Genomic DNA, 19,019 nt, shown 5'->3' on the forward strand with positions numbered 1-19,019 from the left:
GCGTCACGCCAGCACCGCCGTCATGGTCAGGGCCGTCGCGCGGGTTCCGTCGGCCCGGGTGTAGTACCCCGTCCGCTCGCCCACCTGCCGGAAGCCGTGGCGCGCGTAGAGCTTCAGGGCCGGCGCGTTGCCCTCGTCGACCTCGAGGTGGACCGTCCGGACGCCGGACTGGACGAGGTGCTCGAGATGGGCGGCGACGAGCTTGTGCGAGAGGCCGCCGCCGCGGGCGGCGGGCGCCAGCACGACGGTGAGGATCTCGGCCTCGTCGGCCGCCCGGCGCGACAGGACGAAGCCCTGGATCGCACCGTTCTTCCACAGGGCATGCGCCTCGGTCGAGCGCTCGCACAGCATGCGCTCGAACTCGTGCGCGTCCCAGGGCCGCGCGAAGGCGGTGGCGTGGATGCGCGCCAGGGCCCGAGCCTGGCCGGAATCCCGCAGCAGCGTGACGTAGGGCGCCGTGCCCCAGGCTTCCCACCAGGCGGACCAGATCTCGAAGGGCCAGAACGGCGTCAGCGAACGGGTCATCGGCGGGCGAGCCTCGCGTGGTCTTGCGGCTGGGCGTCGGGACCGCGGAGGTAGAGGGGACGCGCCAGCGCCTGGGCGGGGTCCGCCAGCATGCCGAGCGAGGCGACCCAGGCGATCTCGGCCGCGCCGGTGCCGGCGACCGCCACGTCGAGGCCCCGGGCCTTCGCCGCCTGGGCGACCAGGGGCGCGCCGGAGCCGACGAGGGTGACGACGCCATCGAGCATCGCCGCCGCCTCGGTCACCGGGAGGTGGCTCGGCGGCACGACGATCCCGTCCGTCATGCTCATCGCCTGAAGGTAGACCGATCCGTGCCGGGCATCGATCGCGGCCACGATCAGGCCCTCGCCGTTCTGGGCGAGCAGGGGCGCCAGCAGGGCCGACAGGGTCGTGACGCCGACCACGGGGATGCCGGTGGCCAGCCCCACGGCCCGGGCCGCAGAGAGCCCCACCCGCAGGCCCGTGTAGCTGCCCGGCCCGACCGTCACGGCGACGCGGTCCAGGGCCTCGAAGCCGCCCTCGGCCCGCGCGACGACCCGCTCGATCATCGGCAGCAGCGCCTCAGCATGGCCGCGGCCGAGGACCATCGACTCGTGCGCGAGGAGATCGTCGGTCGAATCCGAGGCGATGCAGACGGAACAGGCGTCGAGCGCCGTGTCGATGGCGAGGATACGCAAACTCACTCCCGATCGTGCCACACCCCCGGACCGCGCGAAGGCGTCCGGGGCCACGACTTTAAGACAAAAACGGCCGCTCCGTCAGGGCGGAGCGGCCATCGTGGAGAAATTCGGGCGAACCTGTTGCGGCTTTGCGTCGGCCCGCCGGAATGTCGGGCCTCAGATCGCCTGGACTTCGCGGATCTCCGGCAGGAAGTGGCGGAACAGGTTCTGCACGCCGTTGCGCAGGGTCGCGGTGGAAGACGGGCAGCCCGAGCAGGCGCCCTTCATCTCCAGGTAGACCACGCCTTCCTTGTAGCCCCGGAAGGTGATGTCGCCGCCATCGCTGGCCACGGCGGGGCGCACGCGGGTCTCGAGCAGGTCCTTGATCGTCTCGACGGTCTCGAGGTCGGCCGGGTCGAAGAACTCCTCGGCGTCGTCGCTGCCGGCGACGTGGCCCTCGGCCAGGGGCGGGGCGCCGGACTGGAAGTGCTCCATGATGGCGCCGAGAACCGCCGGTTTCACCTGCGGCCAGAGGTTGTCGTCCTCGGCCTTGGTGACCGAGATGAAGTCGTGACCGAGATAGACGCCCGAGACGCCGGGCACGTCGAAGAGCCGGCTCGCCAGGGGCGAGCGGGCGGCGGCCTCGGAATCGCGCGCCTCGAAGGTGCCCTCGGGCAGGACGACCCGGCCGGGCAGGAACTTCAGGGTGGCGGGGTTCGGGGTGGCTTCGGTTTGGATGAACATGGTGGACAGGATCCTCGTCCGCTGCGCCGGTTCAAGGCCGGCCGGGAATGGCGGCGGACGTCCCCGCCGCACCCTCCATGTGGACCGCGCGCGGGATTTTCTCAACCGCGTCCGCGCCACGCCGCCCGCGCGGGGGGGCGTTCACCGGCCATTGGACAAGGGGCCGCACCTCGTGTAAGGCCCGCCTCAACTCAAAACAGGATGCCGAAATCCTGACGCACGCGGTCCCATCCGGGGGCCTCGGGCGCGCACCGGCAGGAACTTGACCATGAACATCATCCAGCAGCTGGAGCAGGAGCAGATCGCTTCGCTCGGCAAGACCATCCCCGATTTCCAGCCCGGCGACACGGTGACCGTGAACGTCAAGGTGAAGGAAGGCGAGCGCACCCGCGTGCAGGCCTACGAGGGCGTGTGCATCGGCCGCTCCGGCGGCGGCCTCAACGAGAGCTTCACCGTCCGCAAGATCTCCTACGGCGAGGGCGTCGAGCGCGTGTTTCCGCTCTACTCGCCGCTGATCGATTCGATTGCCGTCGTCCGTCGCGGCAAGGTGCGTCGCGCCAAGCTGTACTACCTGCGCGACCGTCGCGGGAAGTCCGCCCGCATCGTCGAGCGCGCCGACCGCCCCGCCGAGAAGGCCGCCAAGGCCGATGCCTCGAAGGCGAACAAGGACGCCCGCAAGGCCGAGAAGGCCGCCAAGAGCGCCGCGAAGACCGCCGCCGAGTAAGATTTGGGGTGAGACCCGGGCGGCGCACCGCGCCCCCGCCCCCGCCATCAGGCCCGCTCGAGCGATCGAGCGGGCCTTTTTTCGGTTTCGGCGATCAGGCCTGCGCGACCGCGGGGTGCGCCGCGATCGTCCAACCGCTGGCCGCCCAGCCCTGCCGGGCGATGCGCGCGGTGAGATCGTTCTCGGTGATCCAGGCCAGGGTCTGCGTCGACGGCATGGCCCGGGCGAAGTGGTAGCCCTGTACGGCCGGGCATCCGAGCTGGCGCAGCAGCTGGAACTGCGCGTTCGTCTCCACCCCCTCCGCCAGGACCGTCACCCCGAGGGTGCGGGCGAAGGCCAGGATGGCCTCCAGGAGCACGCGGTCCCGGGGACTGTCGACGATTCCCTGGATGAAGCTCCGGTCGACCTTCAGGCCGTCGAAGCGCAGGTCGCGCAGCGACCCGACCGACGAGTAGGCCACCCCGAAATCGTCCACGATGATGCCCACCCCCATGTCGATCAGGGCGTCGACGTCCTTGCCGCCGCGCTCGTTCGAGTAGACCGCCTCCTCGGTGATCTCGAGGGCGATCCGGGCGGCGGACAGGCCGTGCCCGGACAGTTCGGCCGCCACCATGTCGGCGATCGGATAGGCCCCGAACTCGTTGGGCGAGACGTTGACCGAGACCACGACGGACTCGTGCCCGTTCTCGTCGAGAACCTGCGCCATGCGGCAGGCCTGCCGCAGGATGGTCCGGGTCAGGGCCTGCGATCGACGGGTGGCGGCGGCGGCGGCGATCGCGTCCGGGGGAGAGATCCAGCCCAGCGCCGGATGCTTCCAGCGCAGGAGCGCCTCGACGCCCATGACGAGCCCGGTTTCGCAGTCGAGCTGCGGCTGGAACCAGGCCTGGACCGCGCCGCTCTCCAGCGCCTCGGGGAGATCCCGCTCGATGACGTGGCGGGCCTTCAGCTGCGCGCCCATGCTCGCGTGGAAGGGGCGCCAGGTGCCGCGTCCCGCCGTCTTGGCGGCATAGAGGGCGAGATCGGCCTGGCACTGCAGGTCGGTAAGGGTGTGGGCGTCACCCGGATACCGGGCGATGCCGACGCTGGCCCCGGCCTGCATGGTGCGGCCGGATCCCGTGACGAGGACGGCGAGCTGCGCCACGATCTCCCCCGCCAGCCTCGGCCCGTCCTCCTTCCCGGACCGGTTGGGGATCAGGGCTGCGAACTCGTCGCCGCCGAGCCGGGCCACCACGGCATCCTCTCCGAGAATCCGCCTCAGGCGTGCGCCCGCCTCCGCCAGGACCTCGTCGCCCACGGCATGCCCGAAGGTGTCGTTGATGACCTTGAAGCGGTCGAGATCGATCAGCAGAACCGAAAATCCTTTCCCATGCGCCGCCCCGTCCCTCAACCACGCCTCGAAGGCTGTCTGGTAGGCGGCCCGGTTGAGCAGGCCGGTCAGGTGATCGTGGGTCGCCGCATATTCCACCCGGCGCAGGGCCTGTTCCGCCGCGATGTTGGCGGCCTTCAGCGATGCGGCCAGCTCCGTGGCTTCCAGCTTCAGGCGGCTCGACCGCAGGTAATGCATCTCCTGATCGGTCGCGTTGCGGATCATCAGCACCGCGAGGACGATCAGGTTCGCGGCGATGAACGGCGAGCTCGGCGCGTCCTCGACGAGGAACAGGACCGTCAGGATCGTGAGGCTCGGAAGCATGAAGGCGATGGCGGGCGCGCGGGACACCTTGCTCTGGATGACCCCGACGTTCAGGCTCCAGAAGGCCAGGGCGATCGCGACGGACTGGGTCTGTCCGTTCCAGGCGAGGCCGATCAGGGCCACGGCCCAGCACAGGCCCGAGAACAGGGCCCCGATCCACGCAAAGGCCAGGATCCGGCCCGGGTGCCGGGTGGCGTGGTCCCGCTTCAGCCATCGGGCGGCGATCAGAGCGCGAGCGAGATTGAGCAGACCGTTGAGGCCGACGAAGGCGAGGATGAGCCCACGCGGCACGAGGTCCCACATCATACCGCCGAGGGACACCGAGACCAGAACGTTCGCGATCAGCGTCGCGGGCATGCCCCGCAGAACCGCGCGCGCCCGATCGCGCTCGATGATCGTTTCGACGGAGTTTTTCTGGTTCGCGATCAATGCCGATCTCTAGTCCTGCGCCGCAATAGCCTGAAACTTCCTCATGCCTGGCATTTAGCGACCCGATCTGTAAACATATCGTGCTCAGTTCTGGAAACACCTTCGCTCGTCACAATAAGAGCCGCCGAATAGACTGCCCGATAAGCGTCAGTGCTCAGCGTTCCCAGAAGACGAATCCCGAGGTTCGCGACCGTCGCGCGATGTATTCGCCTCGCGTCCCGATGGATGTCGTCGCGTCGACCCCTCCGTTGAGGGCTCCTTCCGATCCGCCCTGGACCTGCCGTGCACCGGGGACCGACCAACGAAAAAGTCCCGCAGGGTCGCTTGACCCTGCGGGACTCGATCAGTCTTCGTTATGGGAAGGGCGGTCTATTCGGCGGCGATGCTGTGGGCCTGGCTGCCGTCGGTATAGGTCTCGGCCTGGAGGCGCTGGCCCGGAGCCGCGCGGCCCGGCAGCGGCGGCAGAGCACGGGCCTTCTCCAGGTCGATGCCCGCACCCTCGGCGACGCGGCGGCCGTAATCCTCATCCGCATGGAGGAAATGCCAGACCATCCGCAGCTGGATCGGCTCCGGGCACTGCTTCATGTCGCCGACGAGGTTGGCGATCAGGTCCTCGCGCTCCCAATCCTGGAACGAGCGGTAGCGCACGCCGGCCTGGGTGTAGTCGTCCTCGGTGCGCGAGGTCTGGTAGCGACCGAGGTTGCCCTGGACCGGCTGGTGGTAGTCCTTGGCGGGCTTGGGAGCCTCCCGCAGACCCTCGGCCAGGGTCGAAGGCTCGTAGTTGATGTGGCGGTTCGGACCCGTGCCGTCGACGCCGTAGGTCATCTGGCCGTCGCGCTGGTTCGAATAGACCTTCACGCCCGGCTGCGGGGCGTTGATCGGCAGCTGCAGGTAGTTGGCGCCGACGCGGTAGCGCTGCGTGTCCGAGTAGGACAGCGTGCGCCCCTGGAGCATCTTGTCGTCCGAGAAGTCGATGCCGTCCACGAGGACGCCCGTGCCGAAGGCCGACTGCTCGACTTCCGCGAAGAAGTTGTCCGGCACGCGATCCAGCACCATGCGGCCCACCGGCAACAGGGGGAAGTCCTCCACCGGCCAGAGCTTGGTGTCGTCGAGGGGATCGAACGACAGGTGGTCGTTCGGGCCGTCGGGCATGATCTGCACGCAGAACTCCCACTCGGGGAAGTTGCCGGCCTTGATGTTGTCGTAGAGGTCACGGGTGGCGTGGCCGACATCCTTGGCCTGGATCTCGGACGCCTGGGCCGAGGTCAGGTTGCGGATGCCCTGCTTGGGCTCCCAGTGGAACTTGCACAGCACCGCTTCGCCCTGGTCGTTGACCAGCTTGTAGGTGTTGACGCCCGAGCCCTCCATCTCGCGGTAGTTGGCGGGGATGCCCCAGGGCGACTTCAGGTGCGTCACCATGTGGATGGCTTCGGGGTGCTGCGCCACGAAGTCGAAGAAGCGCCACGCCTCCTGACGGTTGGTCACCGGGTCCGGCTTGAACGCGTGGATCATGTCGGGGAACTTGATCGCGTCGCGGATGAAGAAGACCTTGAGGTTGTTGCCCACCAGGTCCCAGTTGCCGTCGACGGTCTTGAACTTCACCGCGAAGCCGCGCGGGTCGCGCTCGGTCTCGGGCGACTCCTTGGCGCCGGCGACGGTGGAGAAGCGCACGAACATCGGGGTCTTCACGCCGGTCTCGTTCAGGACGCGGGCGCGGGTGTACTTGGAGGCGGGCTCGTTGCCGATCTTGCCATACGCCTCGAAGTAGCCGTGGGCGCCGGCGCCGCGGGCGTGGACCACGCGCTCCGGAATCCGCTCCCGGTCGAAATGGGTGATCTTCTCGATGAACTGGTAGTTCTCGAGGGTCGCCGGGCCGCGCTCGCCCACCGTCCGGGTGCTCTGGTTGTCGCGAACCGGGTGGCCTTGGCGGGTGGTGAGAATCGGGCGCTGATCGCTCATGCGGTGCTCTCTCGTTCGGAACAGATCGACGCGGCGGTGGCCGCGTTCAGACCTTGGCTGAAAACCTGGAATGGTTCTGAGACAGCCTTATGGCCCGCCGCGAGCGATTTGGCCAATGCATCGTGGCGAACGCGATGATAGTCACAGCCTATGAATATGTCCGGCCTGTCCCTGCGGGATCTCGAATACGTCGTCGCCGTGGCGGAGGAGATGCATTTCGGCCGGGCTGCCGAGCGCTGCAACGTCAGCCAGCCGACCCTCAGCGTCCAGGTCCGCAAGCTGGAGGACCTCCTCGGCCTCGCCCTGTTCGAGCGCGGCAACCGCCGGGTGATGCTGACGCCGGCCGGGCAGACCATCGTGCGGCAGGCCCGCATCGTCATGGCGGAGGCCCAGCGCCTCCTCGTGCTGGCGAGCGAGGGGCGCGGCGCGCCGCTCACCGGCCGCCTCGTCCTGGCGGCGATCCAGACCCTCGGGCCCTACCTGTTTCCCCTGATCCTGCGGACCCTGCGCCAGGACTTCCCGCTCCTCGCCCTCGCCCTGAGCGAGGCGCGCACGGCCGAGATTCTCGAAGGGCTGCACAACGGGCGCATCGACGCCGCCCTGATCTCCTTGCCGGTGCCGGCGTCCGGGCTCACGGTGTCACCCCTCTTCGTCGAACCGTTCCAGCTCGCCTGCCCGGCCGAGCATCCCCTCGCCCGGGGCGGCGCCCTGCGCGCCACCGACATCGCCGGCCCCGACCTGCTCCTCCTCGACGAGGGCAACTGCCTGCGCGACCAGACCGTGGCGGCCTGCGGGGCCGGCTCGGCCGCCGGGCGCCACGCCACCAGCCTGGAGACCCTGCGCTCGATGGTGGCGGCGGGGGCGGGCTACACCCTGCTCCCGGCCCTGGCAGTGCCCTCCGGTCCCGATCCCAGCGGCCTCACGGTGACGCGCAGCTTCGACGTTGATGGGCCGGGGCGCACCGTCGCCCTGGCCTGGCGCACCAGCGATCCGCGGGCCGACGGCCTCGCGCACCTGGCGGCGTTCTTCCGGGCCCACGCGCCGGCGGGCACCACGGCCTGCCGGGACGACGGCATGCCCCGTCCGCGCGCCGGGCGCCGTGACAGCGTCAGCGATCCGGTGTAGCGCCCGGCGCGACGGGCGTTCCCTGCCCGGCCCATTCCCGGCATCACCGTGCTCTCACTGCGCTTCATCGGCCGTTGGGCGGCCCTCCTCGGCGCCTCCGGCCTGCTGGCCTACGGCCTCGACCGCGCGCATTTCCCGGCGGCTCTCCTGCTCGGGCCGATGGTGGCGGCGATCGCCTTCGGGGTCAGGGGCGCGAACCTGTCGGTGCCGAAGTTCGGCTTCCAGGCCGCCCAGGCGATGATCGGCTGTCTCGTCGCCCACACGGTGACGGGTGAGATCGTCGGCACCGTGGTGGATGACGGCTTCCTCATCCTCGCGGTGGTGCTCGTCACCGTCCTGGTCGGCGGGGCGGTCGGCTGGGCCCTGACCCGCCTGCGCATCCTGCCGGGGTCGACCGCCGCCTGGGGCTCGTCGCCCGGCGGCGCCGCCGCCATGGTGGCGATGTCGGAGGAATACGGCGCCGATCCGCGCCTCGTCGCCTTCATGCAGTACGTGCGCGTGGTCGCCGTGGTGCTCTCGGCCTCCGTCATGGCGCGCCTGCTCACCAACGTCTCCGACGTGGTCCCGGCCTCCGATCCCGTCACGGTGGCCCCGCTCGCCCTCCTGGCGACCCTGGCTGTCGCCGCCTGCGGCGCCGGCCTCGCCAAGCTCCTGCACCTTCCGGCCTTCGCCTTGACCGGGCCGATGCTGCTCGGCGCCGCCCTGCACGCCTCCGGCCTGGTCTCCATGGCCCTGCCGATGCCGATCCTCGACCTCGCCTACGCCACCATCGGCTGGTATGTCGGCCTGCGCTTCCGGCGCGAGACCCTGCGCGAGACGCTCAGCGCCATGCCGGGCATCGTCGTGGCCACCCTCGGCGTGATCGCCCTGTGCGGCGGCTGGGCCTACGGCCTGACCTTCCTGCTGCCCGTCGACTTCCTCACCGCCTACCTCGCCACCAGCCCGGGCGGTCTCGATTCGGTGGCCATCATCGCGGTCGGCTCGAAGGTCGACGTCTCCTTCGTGCTGGCGGTGCAGACCCTCCGGCTGTTCGTGGTGCTGGTGACGGGGCCGATCGTGGCGAAGTGGATCGCCCGCGGCGCCCCGGCGGCGCCCTGAGACAGCGCCCGGACATGCACGCCCTCTACCTCGCCTTCCTGAATTCCTGGCGCGGCCTCGTGCACGGCGCCCGGACCGAGCGGGCGGTGCGCCTGGAACTCATGCTCCTCGCCCTCGGGGTTCCCCTGGCCCTCCTCCTCGGGTCGGGCCTCTGGGTCCGGGTCGCCCTGGTGGCGAGCCTGCTCCTGATGCTCGCCGCCGAGTTCCTGAACACCGCGGTGGAGAAGCTCTGCGACCACCTCCACCCGGCCCGGCACCCGAAGATCGGCATCGTCAAGGATCTCGCCTCGGCCGGGACCTTCTCCGCCCAGGGAATCGCCGCCCTGGTCTGGATCGCGGCCCTGATCGAGCGGCTGTCGGGTCAGCCCTGAAGCCCGGGGAATTTCTCCGAGAAGATCCGCCGGTTTCGTAAAGCCGCGGGGGCCGGTCCGATCTGGACAGGACCGGCACGGTCCTTCAACGCTGACCGCTCGGTCGATCCCTGATGGAACGACCGGAGTCAACCGAGGTGCGTTCATGGCCGTTGCCACAATCCTGAGACGAACACTGTTCGGCCTCAGCGGTCTACTTCTTCTCATGCCTCCAGCGAGCGCGGCGGACCTGCCGAAGATTGCGGTCATCGCCACCGGCGGCACGATCGCGATGAAGCTCGACCCCACCACCCACGCGCCGGTGCCGGCGCTCTCCGGCGAGGACCTCGTCGCGGCGGTCCCGAAGCTCAAGGACATCGCCGCGATCGCCGTGACGGAGTTCAGCAACGTCCCCAGCGACTACATGGGACCGGACCGCTGGCCCGGCCTGGCCCGCAAGGTCGACGAGATCCTGGCCGATCCCACGATCCGCGGCGCCATCGTCCTGCACGGCACCGACACGCTCGACCAGACCGCCTACTTCCTCGACCTCACCGTGAAGAACGACAAGCCGATCGTGCTGGTGGGCGCCCAGCGCAACGCCTCCGACTGGGATTCGGACGGGTCGCGCAACCTGCTCAACGCCGCCCGGCAGATCCTCGCCGACGGTTCGACCGGCATGGGCGTGACCGTGACGCTCAACCACCACATCAACGCCGCCCGCGAGGTGCGCAAGACCCACACGAGCAACGTCGAGACCTTCAATTCCGGCGATGCGGGCTTCCTCGGCTACGTCGACGAGGATCGGGTCGTGTTCAGCCGCAAGTCCCTGCGCCGGCAGACCCTGCCCCTGCCCGACCGCATGCCGCAGGTCGATCTGGTGGCGATGTATGCGGGGGCCGACGGCAGCCAGGTGCGTCATGCGGCCGAGACCGGCGCAGAGGCCATCGTGGTCGAGGCCTATGGCTGGGGCAACATGAACGCCGAGATGCACGACGCGATCGCGGAGGTCATCGCCAAGGGCGTGCCGGTCGTCGTGGCCACCAAGGTCTATGACGGCCGCGCCCTGCCGGTGTACGGCTTCAAGGGCGGCGGCAACACGCTGCTGAAGGCCGGCGCCGTCTTCGCCGACGACCTGACGCCGGACAAGGCGCGCATCCTCACCCTGATCGCGCTGCCGAAGACCAAGGACCGCGCGGCCCTGCAGGCCCTGTTCGACCGGTAGCCCCTGCCGCCCCGCGACGGCGGCCACGCCGCCGTTGCGGGGCGGGAACCGGGCCGGCGCCCCGCGACAGCGCCTCGCTCGCTTCTGGCGCGCCGAGCGCCTATGTGCGGGGCGAGTCCCCTCGCACCGCAGCACCGCCGGAGCCCGTGTCTCCTTGACCGACTACATCCGCAAGATCCTCACCGCCCGCGTCTACGACGTCGCCATCGAGAGCCCGCTGGACCCGATGCCGCGCATGTCGGCGCGTCTGGCCCGCCCAGTGCTCCTGAAGCGCGAGGACCTGCAGCCGGTCTTCTCGTTCAAGCTGCGCGGCGCCTACAACAAGATGTGGGGCCTGGCCCCCGAGCTGCTCGCCAAGGGCGTCGTCTGCGCCTCGGCCGGCAACCATGCGCAGGGCGTGGCCCTGGCGGCCGCCCGCCTGAATGTCCGCGCCGTGATCGTGATGCCGCGCACCACCCCGGCGATCAAGGTCGACGCCTGCCGGGCGCGCGGGGCCGAAGTCATCCTGTTCGGCGATGCCTTCGACGAGGCCCTGGGCCATGCCCGGGAGCTGGAGGCGCGCGACGGCCTGACCTTCCTGCATCCCTTCGACGATCCCGACGTGATCGCCGGCCAGGGCACCATCGGGATGGAGATCCTGACCCAGCATTCCGGGCCGATCGAGGCGATCTTCGTGCCCGTCGGGGGCGGCGGCCTCGCGGCGGGCGTCGCCACCTTCGTGAAATACCTGCGGCCCGAAACCAAGGTCATCGGCGTCGAGCCGGACGATGCCGCCTGCATGGCTGCGGCGCTGGCCGCCGGGAAACGCGTGGTGCTGCCCACGGTCGGCCTGTTCGCGGACGGCGTCGCCGTGCGCGAGGCCGGCGCCGAGACCTTCCGGCTCTGCCGCGAGTACCTCGACGAGGTCATCACCGTCGACACCGACGCCATGTGCGCGGCGGTGAAGGACATCTTCGACGACACCCGCGCCATCTCGGAGCCCTCCGGCGCCCTGGCCCTGGCCGGCGCCAAGGCCTACGCCGCCCGGCAGGAGGGCGGCACCGGCACCCTGGTGGCGATCTCCAGCGGGGCGAACCTCAACTTCGACCGCCTGCGCCACATCGCCGAGCGCGCCGAGCTCGGCGAGCAGCGCGAGGTCCTGCTCGGCGTCACCATCCCCGAGCGGCCGGGCGCCTATCGCGCCTTCATCCAGACCCTCGGCCCCCGGGCGATCACCGAATTCAACTACCGCTACGCCGCCGGCGCCGACGCGCAGATCTTCGTGGGCATCAACCTCGCCGGCGGCCTGCGAGAGAAGCATGCCCTGATCGATTCGCTGAAGGCCGCCGGCTACCGCACCGTCGACATGAGCGACAACGAGATGGCCAAGGTCCACATCCGCTACATGGTGGGCGGACGCGCCACGGGCCTCGCCGACGAGCGGCTCTACCGCTTCCAGTTTCCCGAGCGGCCGGGGGCGCTGATGAAGTTCCTCGACGCCCTGGGCGACGGCTTCGCCATCACGCTGTTCCACTACCGCAACCATGGCGCCGATTACGGCCGGGTCCTCGCCGGCATCGACGTACCGCCGGCCGAGCGCGCCCGCTTCGATGCGGCGATCGAGGCCCTGCACTACCCGTGCGTCGACGAGACCGACAACCCGGCCTACCGGATGTTCCTGGACGACGGCCAGGGCATGGCCGGCGTTGCGGCCTGAAGCAGGCCGGCGGCATCGCCGGATCAGGGGCAGTGGTGAACGAGGTGTCGATCGCCCGCACGTCCCTTCGTCCGCGCAGCCACAAGACTTGACAAGCGCCGGGCGGTTGTCGCGCACGGACTGGAATTCTGGATACGCTGCCAGATTGTCCCGAACGAAAGTTTTAATTCAACATTTCTCCGTAGCAACGACGTCCGCACTTCCTCTTCGGGCGTATCCCATGGCACGTTTGACCAGCCTCAACTTTCGTCTGCCCGCGATCACCGTCGGTCTGGCCCTCGTCAGCGCCACGGTGATGGGCGGGCTGAGCTGGTACAGCGCCCGCTCCGGCCTGGTCGACGCGGCCCGGGAGCGCCTCCAGTTCGCCGCCTCGGCCCGGAAGGCGGGGATCGAGCTGATCGCCGAACGGATCGGCGGAGACCTCGTCACGGTGGCGGGCAATCCGCAGGTCGGCGGCAACTTCGGTGATCTGGCCGAAGCTCTCGACCCCGCCAAGCCCGACTTCGCCGGGCTCGTCCGGACCTATACGGGTGGCGCGAACCTCGAGGCGCGCCTCGGGGCGGAGGCTTCGGGCACGATGTACGGGCGCCGCCACGCCAAGGTGCAGGAGGTCGCCCGCAAGCTCCTCGAGCGCCCGGGCTACGCCGATCTCGTCTTCGTGTCGGAGGACGGGCGCGTCGTCTACACCACCACCAAGGGCGCCGATTTCGGCCAGGCCCTGTCCGAGCCCGCGCTGGCCTCGACCGGCCTCGCCCGCCTGGTGGCGCGCCTGAAGAGCGCCGATTCCGACGCGACGCTGTACGAGGACTACGCCGCCTATCCGGCGGAGGCCGTCCCGTCGGCCTTCATCGGCCGGGCCATCGCCCGCCGCGCCAACGTCGCCATGGGTACCGGCCAGGAGGCCGCGCGCATCGGCTTCGTCCTCCTGCGCCTGACTCCCGCCCTGTTCGATCGCACCCTCTCGGACCGCGCCGGCCTCGGCGAGACCGGCCAGATCCTCGCGGTGGGCGCCGACGGCGCCCTGCGGTCCAACCCGCCCCTGTCCCCGGCCGTCACGGCCGGCAAGCCCGCGACCGACCTCGGCCTCGACAAAGCGGAGCTCGCCAGCGAGCACCCCTTCACCTACGCCAACGGGAGCGACCGTCGGATGGTGGCGACCGCCAAGGTCTCGGTGCTCGGCGCCCCCTGGACGATCCTGGCCGAGCAGGCCGAGGACGAGACCCTCACGGCGGTGGGCACCCTCACCCGGGCCCTGGCGGTCACGGCCCTCGCCGTCCTCGCCGCCACGGCGATCCTCGGCCTCCTCTTCGCCCGCACCATCGTGGGTCCCCTCGGCGCGCTGACCCGGGCCCTGCAGGCGCTGGCCCGGCGCGAATCCCTGGCCGAGGTGCCGGGCAGCCGGCGTGCCGACGAGATCGGCGACATCGCCCGGGCCGTCGTCACCATCCGCGACATCTCTTTGGAGGAGGCCGCGCAGCAGCTGAAGACCACCGAGGCGGCGCGCCTGCGGGAGGAGACGGAGCGGCGGACCCTGCTCCGCGACCTCGCGGACCGCTTCGAGCGCTCCGTGGGCGGCATCGTCGGCACGGTTTCGCAGGCCTCCGGCGACCTGCAGGGCGCCGCCACCGGCATGACCGAGGCGGTGGCCGGCACGGCCCGGCGCTCGACTTCCGTGGCGGCCACCGCGCAGGAGACCGCGGGCAACGTCAACTCCGTGGCGGTGGCGGCCGAGGAGCTCGGCGCCACGGTCGGCGAGATCGGCCGCCAGGTCGAACAGGCCGCGACCATGTCGGCCCAGGCCGTGGACGAGGCTGGCCGCACCGCCGCCACCATGCAGACCCTGTCCGAAGCCGCGACCCGGATCGGCGACGTGGTCGGCCTCGTCTCGCAGATCGCCAGCCAGACCAACCTGCTGGCCCTGAACGCCACCATCGAGGCGGCGCGGGCCGGCGAGGCGGGCCGCGGCTTCGCGGTCGTCGCCGCGGAGGTGAAGAACCTCGCCGAGCAGACCAGCCGCGCCACCACGGAGATCGCCGAGCAGGTCGATGCCATCCGCTCGGCCACCACCGGCGCCACCGGGGCGATCCGCAGCATCGTCACGCGGATCGAGGGCATGAGCTTCGTCACCAGCAGCATCGCCGCCGCGGTGGAGGAGCAGGGCGTGACGACCCAGGAGATCGTGCGCAACATGGGCCAGGCCTCCTCGGGCACCGGTGTCATGAGCCAGGACATCGAGGCGGTGGCCCGCTCGGCCGCCGAGGCGGGCGCGACGGCGGACCAGGTGCAGCGGGCCTCCGCGGACCTCTCGCGGCAGTCCGAGCAGCTGCGCACGGAAGTGGCGAGCTTCCTCGCCACCGTCCGGGCCGCCTGATCGCGGCGGCCGGCGGTGGACCGCCGGGAGGTGATCGGGGAGGCTTGGTTACAGGGCGGGCGGCGGGGCCGGCCATGTCCGTGGCGGGGTTGACCCCCGGGCGGGCTCGGGCCCAATGCCCCGGCACAACCGGGACACCGCCTCGATGCCGCCGCTCTTCGCCCTGCCCTTCCCCGCCATCGATCCGGTGGCGGTGGCGATCGGGCCGATCACCATCAAGTGGTACGCCCTCGCCTACATCGTCGGCCTGCTGGGCGGCTGGTACTATGCCCGCCGGCTGGTGGCGGCGGACCGCTACTGGGGCGTGGTGCGCCGCCCGAGCCTGAACGACATCGACGACCTCATCGTCTGGGTGGCGCTGGGCGTCGTGCTGGGCGGCCGCATCGGCTACGTGCTGTTCTACAACCTGCCGCTCTACATCGCCGACCCCATCGAGATCCTGGCCATCCGCAACGGCGGCATGTCGTTCCACGGCGGCTTCCTCGGCGCCGTGCTGGCCATGGTGCTGTTCGCCCGCTCCCGGAAGCTCCAGGCCCTCACCCTCCTCGACCTCGCCGCCGTCGTGGTGCCGATCGGGCTGTTCTTCGGGCGGATCGCCAACTTCGTGAACGGCGAGCTCTGGGGCCGCATCGCCCCGGACTTTCCCTACGCCATCGTGTTTCCCACCGGCGGCCCCCTGCCCCGGCACCCGAGCCAGCTCTACGAGGCGGCCACCGAGGGCGCTCTCCTGTTCGTGGTGATGATGATCGCGGTGCGGGCCCGCGGCTTCCGCAGGCCCGGCCTCATGGGCGGCATCTTCGTCCTCGGTTACGCCGTCGCGCGCACGTTCTGCGAGTTCTTCCGCGAGCCCGACCGCCAGCTCGGCTACCTGTTCGGCACCGAGACCTGGTCCACCGGCGGCATCACCATGGGCATGGTGCTGTGCGTGCCAATGGCGCTCGTCGGCCTCGCCGCCATCGTCCTGGCCCTGCGCGGTACCACCCGCCCGCGCGTGGCGATCGAGGACGGGACGGCGTCGCCCGCGAAGGTCGATCCGGCGTGACGAGCCCGCTCTTCGCCGCGATCCGCGACGAGATCCTGGCCTCGGGTCCGATCGGACTCGACCGCTACATGACCCTCTGCCTCGGCCATCCGGTGCATGGCTACTACCGCACCCGCGACCCCCTCGGGGCGCGGGGCGATTTCGTCACCGCCCCCGAGATCAGCCAGATGTTCGGCGAGCTGATCGGGATCTGGATCGCGGCGACCTGGGAGGCGATGGGCGCTCCCCCCGACCTCGCCCTGGTGGAGCTCGGCCCCGGTCGCGGCACCCTGATGCAGGACGCCCTGCGGGCGCTGTCCCGCGCCGCGCCGGCCCTGCGCCCGGCCCTGCACCTCGTGGAGACGAGCCCGGTGCTCCGGGGCGAGCAGGAATCCCGCCTGTCGAGGGCGGCCCCGACCTGGCACGAATCCCTCGACACCCTGCCGTACGGCCCGAGCCTCGTCGTCGCCAACGAGTTCTTCGACGCCCTCCCCGTCCGCCAGTTCCAGCGGGCCGAGCGCGGCTGGTTCGAGCGCCTCGTCGGCCTCTCGCCGGACGGCAGCGCCCTCGCCTTCGGCCTGGCGGCGGAGCCCGACACGCGCATCGCCGCGAGCGGCCCCACCGGCGTCCTGATGACCCTGCCGAGCGCCGCCCTGGACGCCGTGCGCGGCCTCGCCCGCCGCGTGGTCGCCCACCGGGGCGCCGTCCTCCTGGTGGATTACGGCCACGTCCGGCCGGGCTTCGGCGATTCGCTCCAGGCCGTGCGCGGCCACGCCTTCGTTCCGCCGCTGGCCGCCCCCGGCGAGGCCGACCTGACCACCCACGTGGATTTCAGCGCCCTCGGCCGGGCCTCCACCGGCGAAGGGGCGATCCTGCACGGCCCCGTGGACCAGCGCGACTTCCTTCTGGCGCTGGGCCTGCGCGAGCGCGCCGAGGGGCTGGGCCGGACCGCGAGCGAGGCGCAGCGCGAGGCCATCACGGCGGCGGCGACCCGCCTGACCGATCCGTCCCGGCGCGGCATGGGCAGCCTGTTCAAGGCGATGGCGTTCTCGGATGCGACGCTCGCGGCGCTGCCGGGGCTTCCGCCGGCGGGGCGATGATCGGACAGGTCGGCTCAGTGGGCGCGGCGGGCGAACCACAGGGTCCCGAGGCCCAGCGCCAGGGCGCCGAGTGGGAACAGCAGCAGGGTCAGAGTGTGGGCGTCCATGGCCGAACCCTCGATGGCGGGACTCCCCATGCCGACGAACCCGCGCCGCGTGTCGGAGCGGCAGGATGCCCGTGCAGGCCGTGCCCATCAACCGCAAAACTTGACTCAGGCCCGCCGTCGGACTAACCGCCTCCCTATTCATTCGACGGTCTGATCGTCACCACGAACGCCGACCGGCCCCGCGAGGCCGGAGGTCAACGCCCGACAGCGCGATGCGCCCTCGGGCGGGTTTCGCGTTGGGGACAGGGCGTCGGCCCCGGCCACACCGTCGTCGCGAGTCCCGATGCCCAACGCTGCCGCGAACACGACCCTGCGCATCGAGGATGCGGTGAACGACACCTGCCCGTGGTCGGGCAAGCCGATCGCGGCCGATTCGCTCACCCTCTACAACGGCGCGGTGGTGGGCTTCTGCGACCCGGGCTGCCGGGACAAGTTCGCCCAGGCGATCCGCGGCTTCGAGGACGCGCTCCAGGCGCGCCGGGCCGAGAGCGCGGGCGTCAACCAGTGACCGGTCCGACGACGATGCCGGTCCAGGGAGCCTGACGCATGTTCGAAGGCCTGTCCGATCGCCTCTCCGGAATCCTCTCCGGCCTCACGCGCCGCGGCGCCCTCACCGAGGCCGACGTCACCGCCGCCCTGCGCGAGGTCCGGCGCGCCCTGCTGGAGGCCGACGTCGCCCTCGAGGTGGTGCGCGGCTTCACCGAGAAGGTGCGCGAGAAGGCCGTCGGCGCCGTCGTCCTCAAGTCGGTCACCCCCGGCCAGATGGTCGTCAAGATCGTCAACGACGAACTCGTAGCGATGCTGGGCTCGGAAGCCGGCATCATCGATCTCAACGCCCCGGCCCCCGTCGCCATCCTGATGGTCGGCCTGCAGGGCTCGGGCAAGACCACCACCACCGCCAAGATCGCCCGCCGGCTGGTCGCCCGCGACAAGCGCCGGGTGCTGCTGGCCTCCCTCGACACCCGCCGCCCGGCCGCCATGGAGCAGCTCGCGATCCTGGCCAAGCAGGTCGAGGTCGAGAGCCTGCCGATCGTCGCCGGCCAGTCGGCGGTTCAGATCGCCCGGCGCGCCATGGACGCGGCCCGCCTCGGCGGCTTCGACGTGGTCATGCTCGACACCGCCGGCCGCATCACCCTCGACGAGGCGCTGATGGCGGAGGCGGCCGAGGTCAAGGCCGCCACCAACCCGCACGAGGTGCTCCTCGTCGCCGACGCCCTCACCGGCCAGGACGCGGTCAACACCGCCCGCGCCTTCGACGAGCGCCTCGGCGTCACCGGCATCGTGCTGACCCGCATGGACGGAGATTCCCGCGGCGGCGCGGCCCTCTCGATGCGCGCCGTCACCGGCAAGCCGATCAAGCTCGTCGGCACCGGCGAGAAGGTCGACGCCCTGGAGGAGTTCCACCCCTCCCGCGTCGCCAACCGCATCCTCGGCATGGGCGACATCGTCTCCCTCGTCGAAAAGGCGGCCGAGACCATCGACCACGAGCAGGCGCTCCGCACCGCGGAGAAGATGCGCAAGGGCAAGTTCGACCTCGACGACCTGTCGATGCAGCTCGCCCAGATGGAGAAGATGGGCGGCATCGGCGGCCTGATGGGCATGCTTCCCGGCATGGGCCAGATGAAGAAGCAGGTCGAGAACGCCAATCTCGACGAGAAGATGTTCAAGCGCCAGCGGGCCATCATCTCGTCGATGACCGCCCAGGAGCGGAAGAATCCCGACATCCTCAAGAATTCCCGCAAGAAGCGCATCGCGGCGGGCTCGGGGACGAAGGTGGAGGAGCTCAACAAGCTCCTCAAGATGCACCGGACCATGGCCGATATGATGAAGGCGATGGGCTCGGGCAAGCGCGGCATCGGCCAGGCCCTCGGCTCGATGTTCGGCATGGGGGGCGGTGGAATGCCGGGCGGCATGCCCGGCCTGCCCCCCGGCATGCCGGAGCCGACGCCGGAAATGATCGCCGACATGCAGAAGCAGCTCGGCGGCAAGCTCCCCCCGATGCCTCCGGGCCTCGGGGGCAAGATGCCGGGCCTGCCCGGGCTCGGGGGTCCCAAGGGCCCCGGCGGCCTGCCGGGTCTCGGCGGATTCCCCTTCGGGAAGAAGAAGTAGCGACGGGGGCGTAGCGCATAGCGAGTCGGGTTCGCCCCCACGGACTCGCCATTCGCTACGCGCGCCTCGCCCTCACACGACACACTGACC

16 protein-coding genes are annotated in these 19,019 nt (G+C 70.8%); 11 read left to right on the forward strand and 5 right to left on the reverse strand.

Going from position 1 to position 19,019, the window contains the following annotated elements:
• Window positions 1-3 precede the first annotated feature (3 nt).
• The 3 genes from ASF41_RS01745 to ASF41_RS01755 all read right to left on the reverse strand — a co-directional run bounded on the left by ASF41_RS01745 (window position 4) and on the right by ASF41_RS01755 (window position 1,925).
• A complete protein-coding gene (locus ASF41_RS01745; protein ID WP_056490330.1) occupies window positions 4-525 on the reverse strand; it encodes a GNAT family N-acetyltransferase in 522 nt (173 codons plus the stop codon).
• Window positions 522-1,199 (reverse strand): tRNA (adenosine(37)-N6)-threonylcarbamoyltransferase complex dimerization subunit type 1 TsaB, encoded by a 678-nt coding sequence (tsaB, locus tag ASF41_RS01750; RefSeq protein WP_056210900.1) that lies wholly within the window; start codon window positions 1,197-1,199, stop codon window positions 522-524. The genes ASF41_RS01745 and tsaB overlap by 4 nt, the downstream gene beginning before the upstream one ends.
• Before the next feature lie 159 nt (window positions 1,200-1,358).
• Window positions 1,359-1,925 (reverse strand): NifU family protein, encoded by a 567-nt coding sequence (locus ASF41_RS01755; protein WP_056353627.1) that lies wholly within the window; start codon window positions 1,923-1,925, stop codon window positions 1,359-1,361.
• A gap of 268 nt (window positions 1,926-2,193) precedes the next feature.
• Here ASF41_RS01755 and rplS point away from each other — a divergent pair, with 268 nt between their 5' ends.
• The gene (gene rplS / locus ASF41_RS01760) at window positions 2,194-2,649 is read left to right on the forward strand and encodes a 50S ribosomal protein L19 (protein WP_056210896.1); all 456 of its coding nucleotides are present in this window, start codon (window positions 2,194-2,196) and stop codon (window positions 2,647-2,649) included.
• A 94-nt stretch (window positions 2,650-2,743) separates the two neighbouring features.
• Here rplS and ASF41_RS01765 read toward each other — a convergent pair whose 3' ends face one another.
• Window positions 2,744-4,696 (reverse strand): bifunctional diguanylate cyclase/phosphodiesterase, encoded by a 1,953-nt coding sequence (locus ASF41_RS01765; protein WP_156653174.1) that lies wholly within the window; start codon window positions 4,694-4,696, stop codon window positions 2,744-2,746.
• Window positions 4,697-5,137: 441 nt separating this feature from the next.
• Window positions 5,138-6,727: a catalase gene (locus ASF41_RS01770; RefSeq protein WP_056490336.1), complete on the reverse strand. Its 1,590-nt coding sequence runs from the start codon at window positions 6,725-6,727 to the stop codon at window positions 5,138-5,140.
• Window positions 6,728-6,877: 150 nt separating this feature from the next.
• Here ASF41_RS01770 and ASF41_RS01775 point away from each other — a divergent pair, with 150 nt between their 5' ends.
• From ASF41_RS01775 to ffh, 10 genes are all read left to right on the forward strand, one after another.
• A complete protein-coding gene (locus tag ASF41_RS01775; protein ID WP_056272934.1) occupies window positions 6,878-7,852 on the forward strand; it encodes a LysR substrate-binding domain-containing protein in 975 nt (324 codons plus the stop codon).
• 48 nt (window positions 7,853-7,900) lie between these two features.
• Complete coding sequence (locus ASF41_RS01780; protein ID WP_056490338.1) at window positions 7,901-8,950, forward strand: AbrB family transcriptional regulator; 1,050 nt, start codon at window positions 7,901-7,903, stop codon at window positions 8,948-8,950.
• A gap of 14 nt (window positions 8,951-8,964) precedes the next feature.
• Window positions 8,965-9,321, forward strand: a complete 357-nt coding sequence (locus tag ASF41_RS01785) for a diacylglycerol kinase (RefSeq protein ID WP_056491203.1) — start codon at window positions 8,965-8,967, stop codon at window positions 9,319-9,321.
• A 145-nt stretch (window positions 9,322-9,466) separates the two neighbouring features.
• On the forward strand, window positions 9,467-10,525 hold the full coding sequence (locus ASF41_RS01790) for an asparaginase (RefSeq protein ID WP_407067247.1): 1,059 nt from the start codon (window positions 9,467-9,469) through the stop codon (window positions 10,523-10,525).
• A 34-nt stretch (window positions 10,526-10,559) separates the two neighbouring features.
• Window positions 10,560-12,221 carry a threonine ammonia-lyase, biosynthetic gene (ilvA, locus tag ASF41_RS01795; RefSeq protein ID WP_082503912.1) on the forward strand — a complete coding sequence of 554 codons (1,662 nt, stop codon included), beginning with the start codon at window positions 10,560-10,562 and terminating at the stop codon, window positions 12,219-12,221.
• Between the two features lie 220 nt (window positions 12,222-12,441).
• Entirely contained in the window at window positions 12,442-14,592 is a 2,151-nt protein-coding gene (locus tag ASF41_RS01800; protein ID WP_056490347.1) for a methyl-accepting chemotaxis protein, read from the forward strand.
• Window positions 14,593-14,737: 145 nt separating this feature from the next.
• Window positions 14,738-15,634 (forward strand): prolipoprotein diacylglyceryl transferase, encoded by an 897-nt coding sequence (gene lgt / locus ASF41_RS01805; protein ID WP_056491205.1) that lies wholly within the window; start codon window positions 14,738-14,740, stop codon window positions 15,632-15,634.
• Window positions 15,631-16,713 (forward strand): class I SAM-dependent methyltransferase, encoded by a 1,083-nt coding sequence (locus ASF41_RS01810; protein ID WP_056490350.1) that lies wholly within the window; start codon window positions 15,631-15,633, stop codon window positions 16,711-16,713. Before lgt ends, ASF41_RS01810 begins: the two co-directional genes overlap by 4 nt.
• Window positions 16,714-17,103: 390 nt before the next feature.
• Window positions 17,104-17,328, forward strand: coding sequence for a hypothetical protein (locus ASF41_RS01815; RefSeq protein WP_056210880.1), 225 nt, complete (start codon window positions 17,104-17,106; stop codon window positions 17,326-17,328).
• Between the two features lie 38 nt (window positions 17,329-17,366).
• Window positions 17,367-18,929, forward strand: a complete 1,563-nt coding sequence (gene ffh / locus ASF41_RS01820) for a signal recognition particle protein (RefSeq protein ID WP_056210878.1) — start codon at window positions 17,367-17,369, stop codon at window positions 18,927-18,929.
• Window positions 18,930-19,019 lie beyond the last annotated feature (90 nt).

Source organism: Methylobacterium sp. Leaf111, assembly GCF_001423285.1.
Classification (GTDB): domain Bacteria; phylum Pseudomonadota; class Alphaproteobacteria; order Rhizobiales; family Beijerinckiaceae; genus Methylobacterium.

Coding starts and splice junctions, on each gene's coding strand:
- ASF41_RS01765 (WP_156653174.1), bottom strand. CDS start 4,696: ATGCCCGCGACGCTGATCGCGAACGTTCTGGTCTCGGTGTCCCTCGGC.
- ASF41_RS01790 (WP_407067247.1), top strand. CDS start 9,467: ATGGCCGTTGCCACAATCCTGAGACGAACACTGTTCGGCCTCAGCGGT.
- ASF41_RS01755 (WP_056353627.1), bottom strand. CDS start 1,925: ATGTTCATCCAAACCGAAGCCACCCCGAACCCCGCCACCCTGAAGTTC.
- ASF41_RS01770 (WP_056490336.1), bottom strand. CDS start 6,727: ATGAGCGATCAGCGCCCGATTCTCACCACCCGCCAAGGCCACCCGGTT.
- rplS (WP_056210896.1), top strand. CDS start 2,194: ATGAACATCATCCAGCAGCTGGAGCAGGAGCAGATCGCTTCGCTCGGC.
- ASF41_RS01745 (WP_056490330.1), bottom strand. CDS start 525: ATGACCCGTTCGCTGACGCCGTTCTGGCCCTTCGAGATCTGGTCCGCC.
- ASF41_RS01800 (WP_056490347.1), top strand. CDS start 12,442: ATGGCACGTTTGACCAGCCTCAACTTTCGTCTGCCCGCGATCACCGTC.
- ffh (WP_056210878.1), top strand. CDS start 17,367: ATGTTCGAAGGCCTGTCCGATCGCCTCTCCGGAATCCTCTCCGGCCTC.
- ASF41_RS01815 (WP_056210880.1), top strand. CDS start 17,104: ATGCCCAACGCTGCCGCGAACACGACCCTGCGCATCGAGGATGCGGTG.
- ASF41_RS01785 (WP_056491203.1), top strand. CDS start 8,965: ATGCACGCCCTCTACCTCGCCTTCCTGAATTCCTGGCGCGGCCTCGTG.
- lgt (WP_056491205.1), top strand. CDS start 14,738: ATGCCGCCGCTCTTCGCCCTGCCCTTCCCCGCCATCGATCCGGTGGCG.
- ASF41_RS01775 (WP_056272934.1), top strand. CDS start 6,878: ATGAATATGTCCGGCCTGTCCCTGCGGGATCTCGAATACGTCGTCGCC.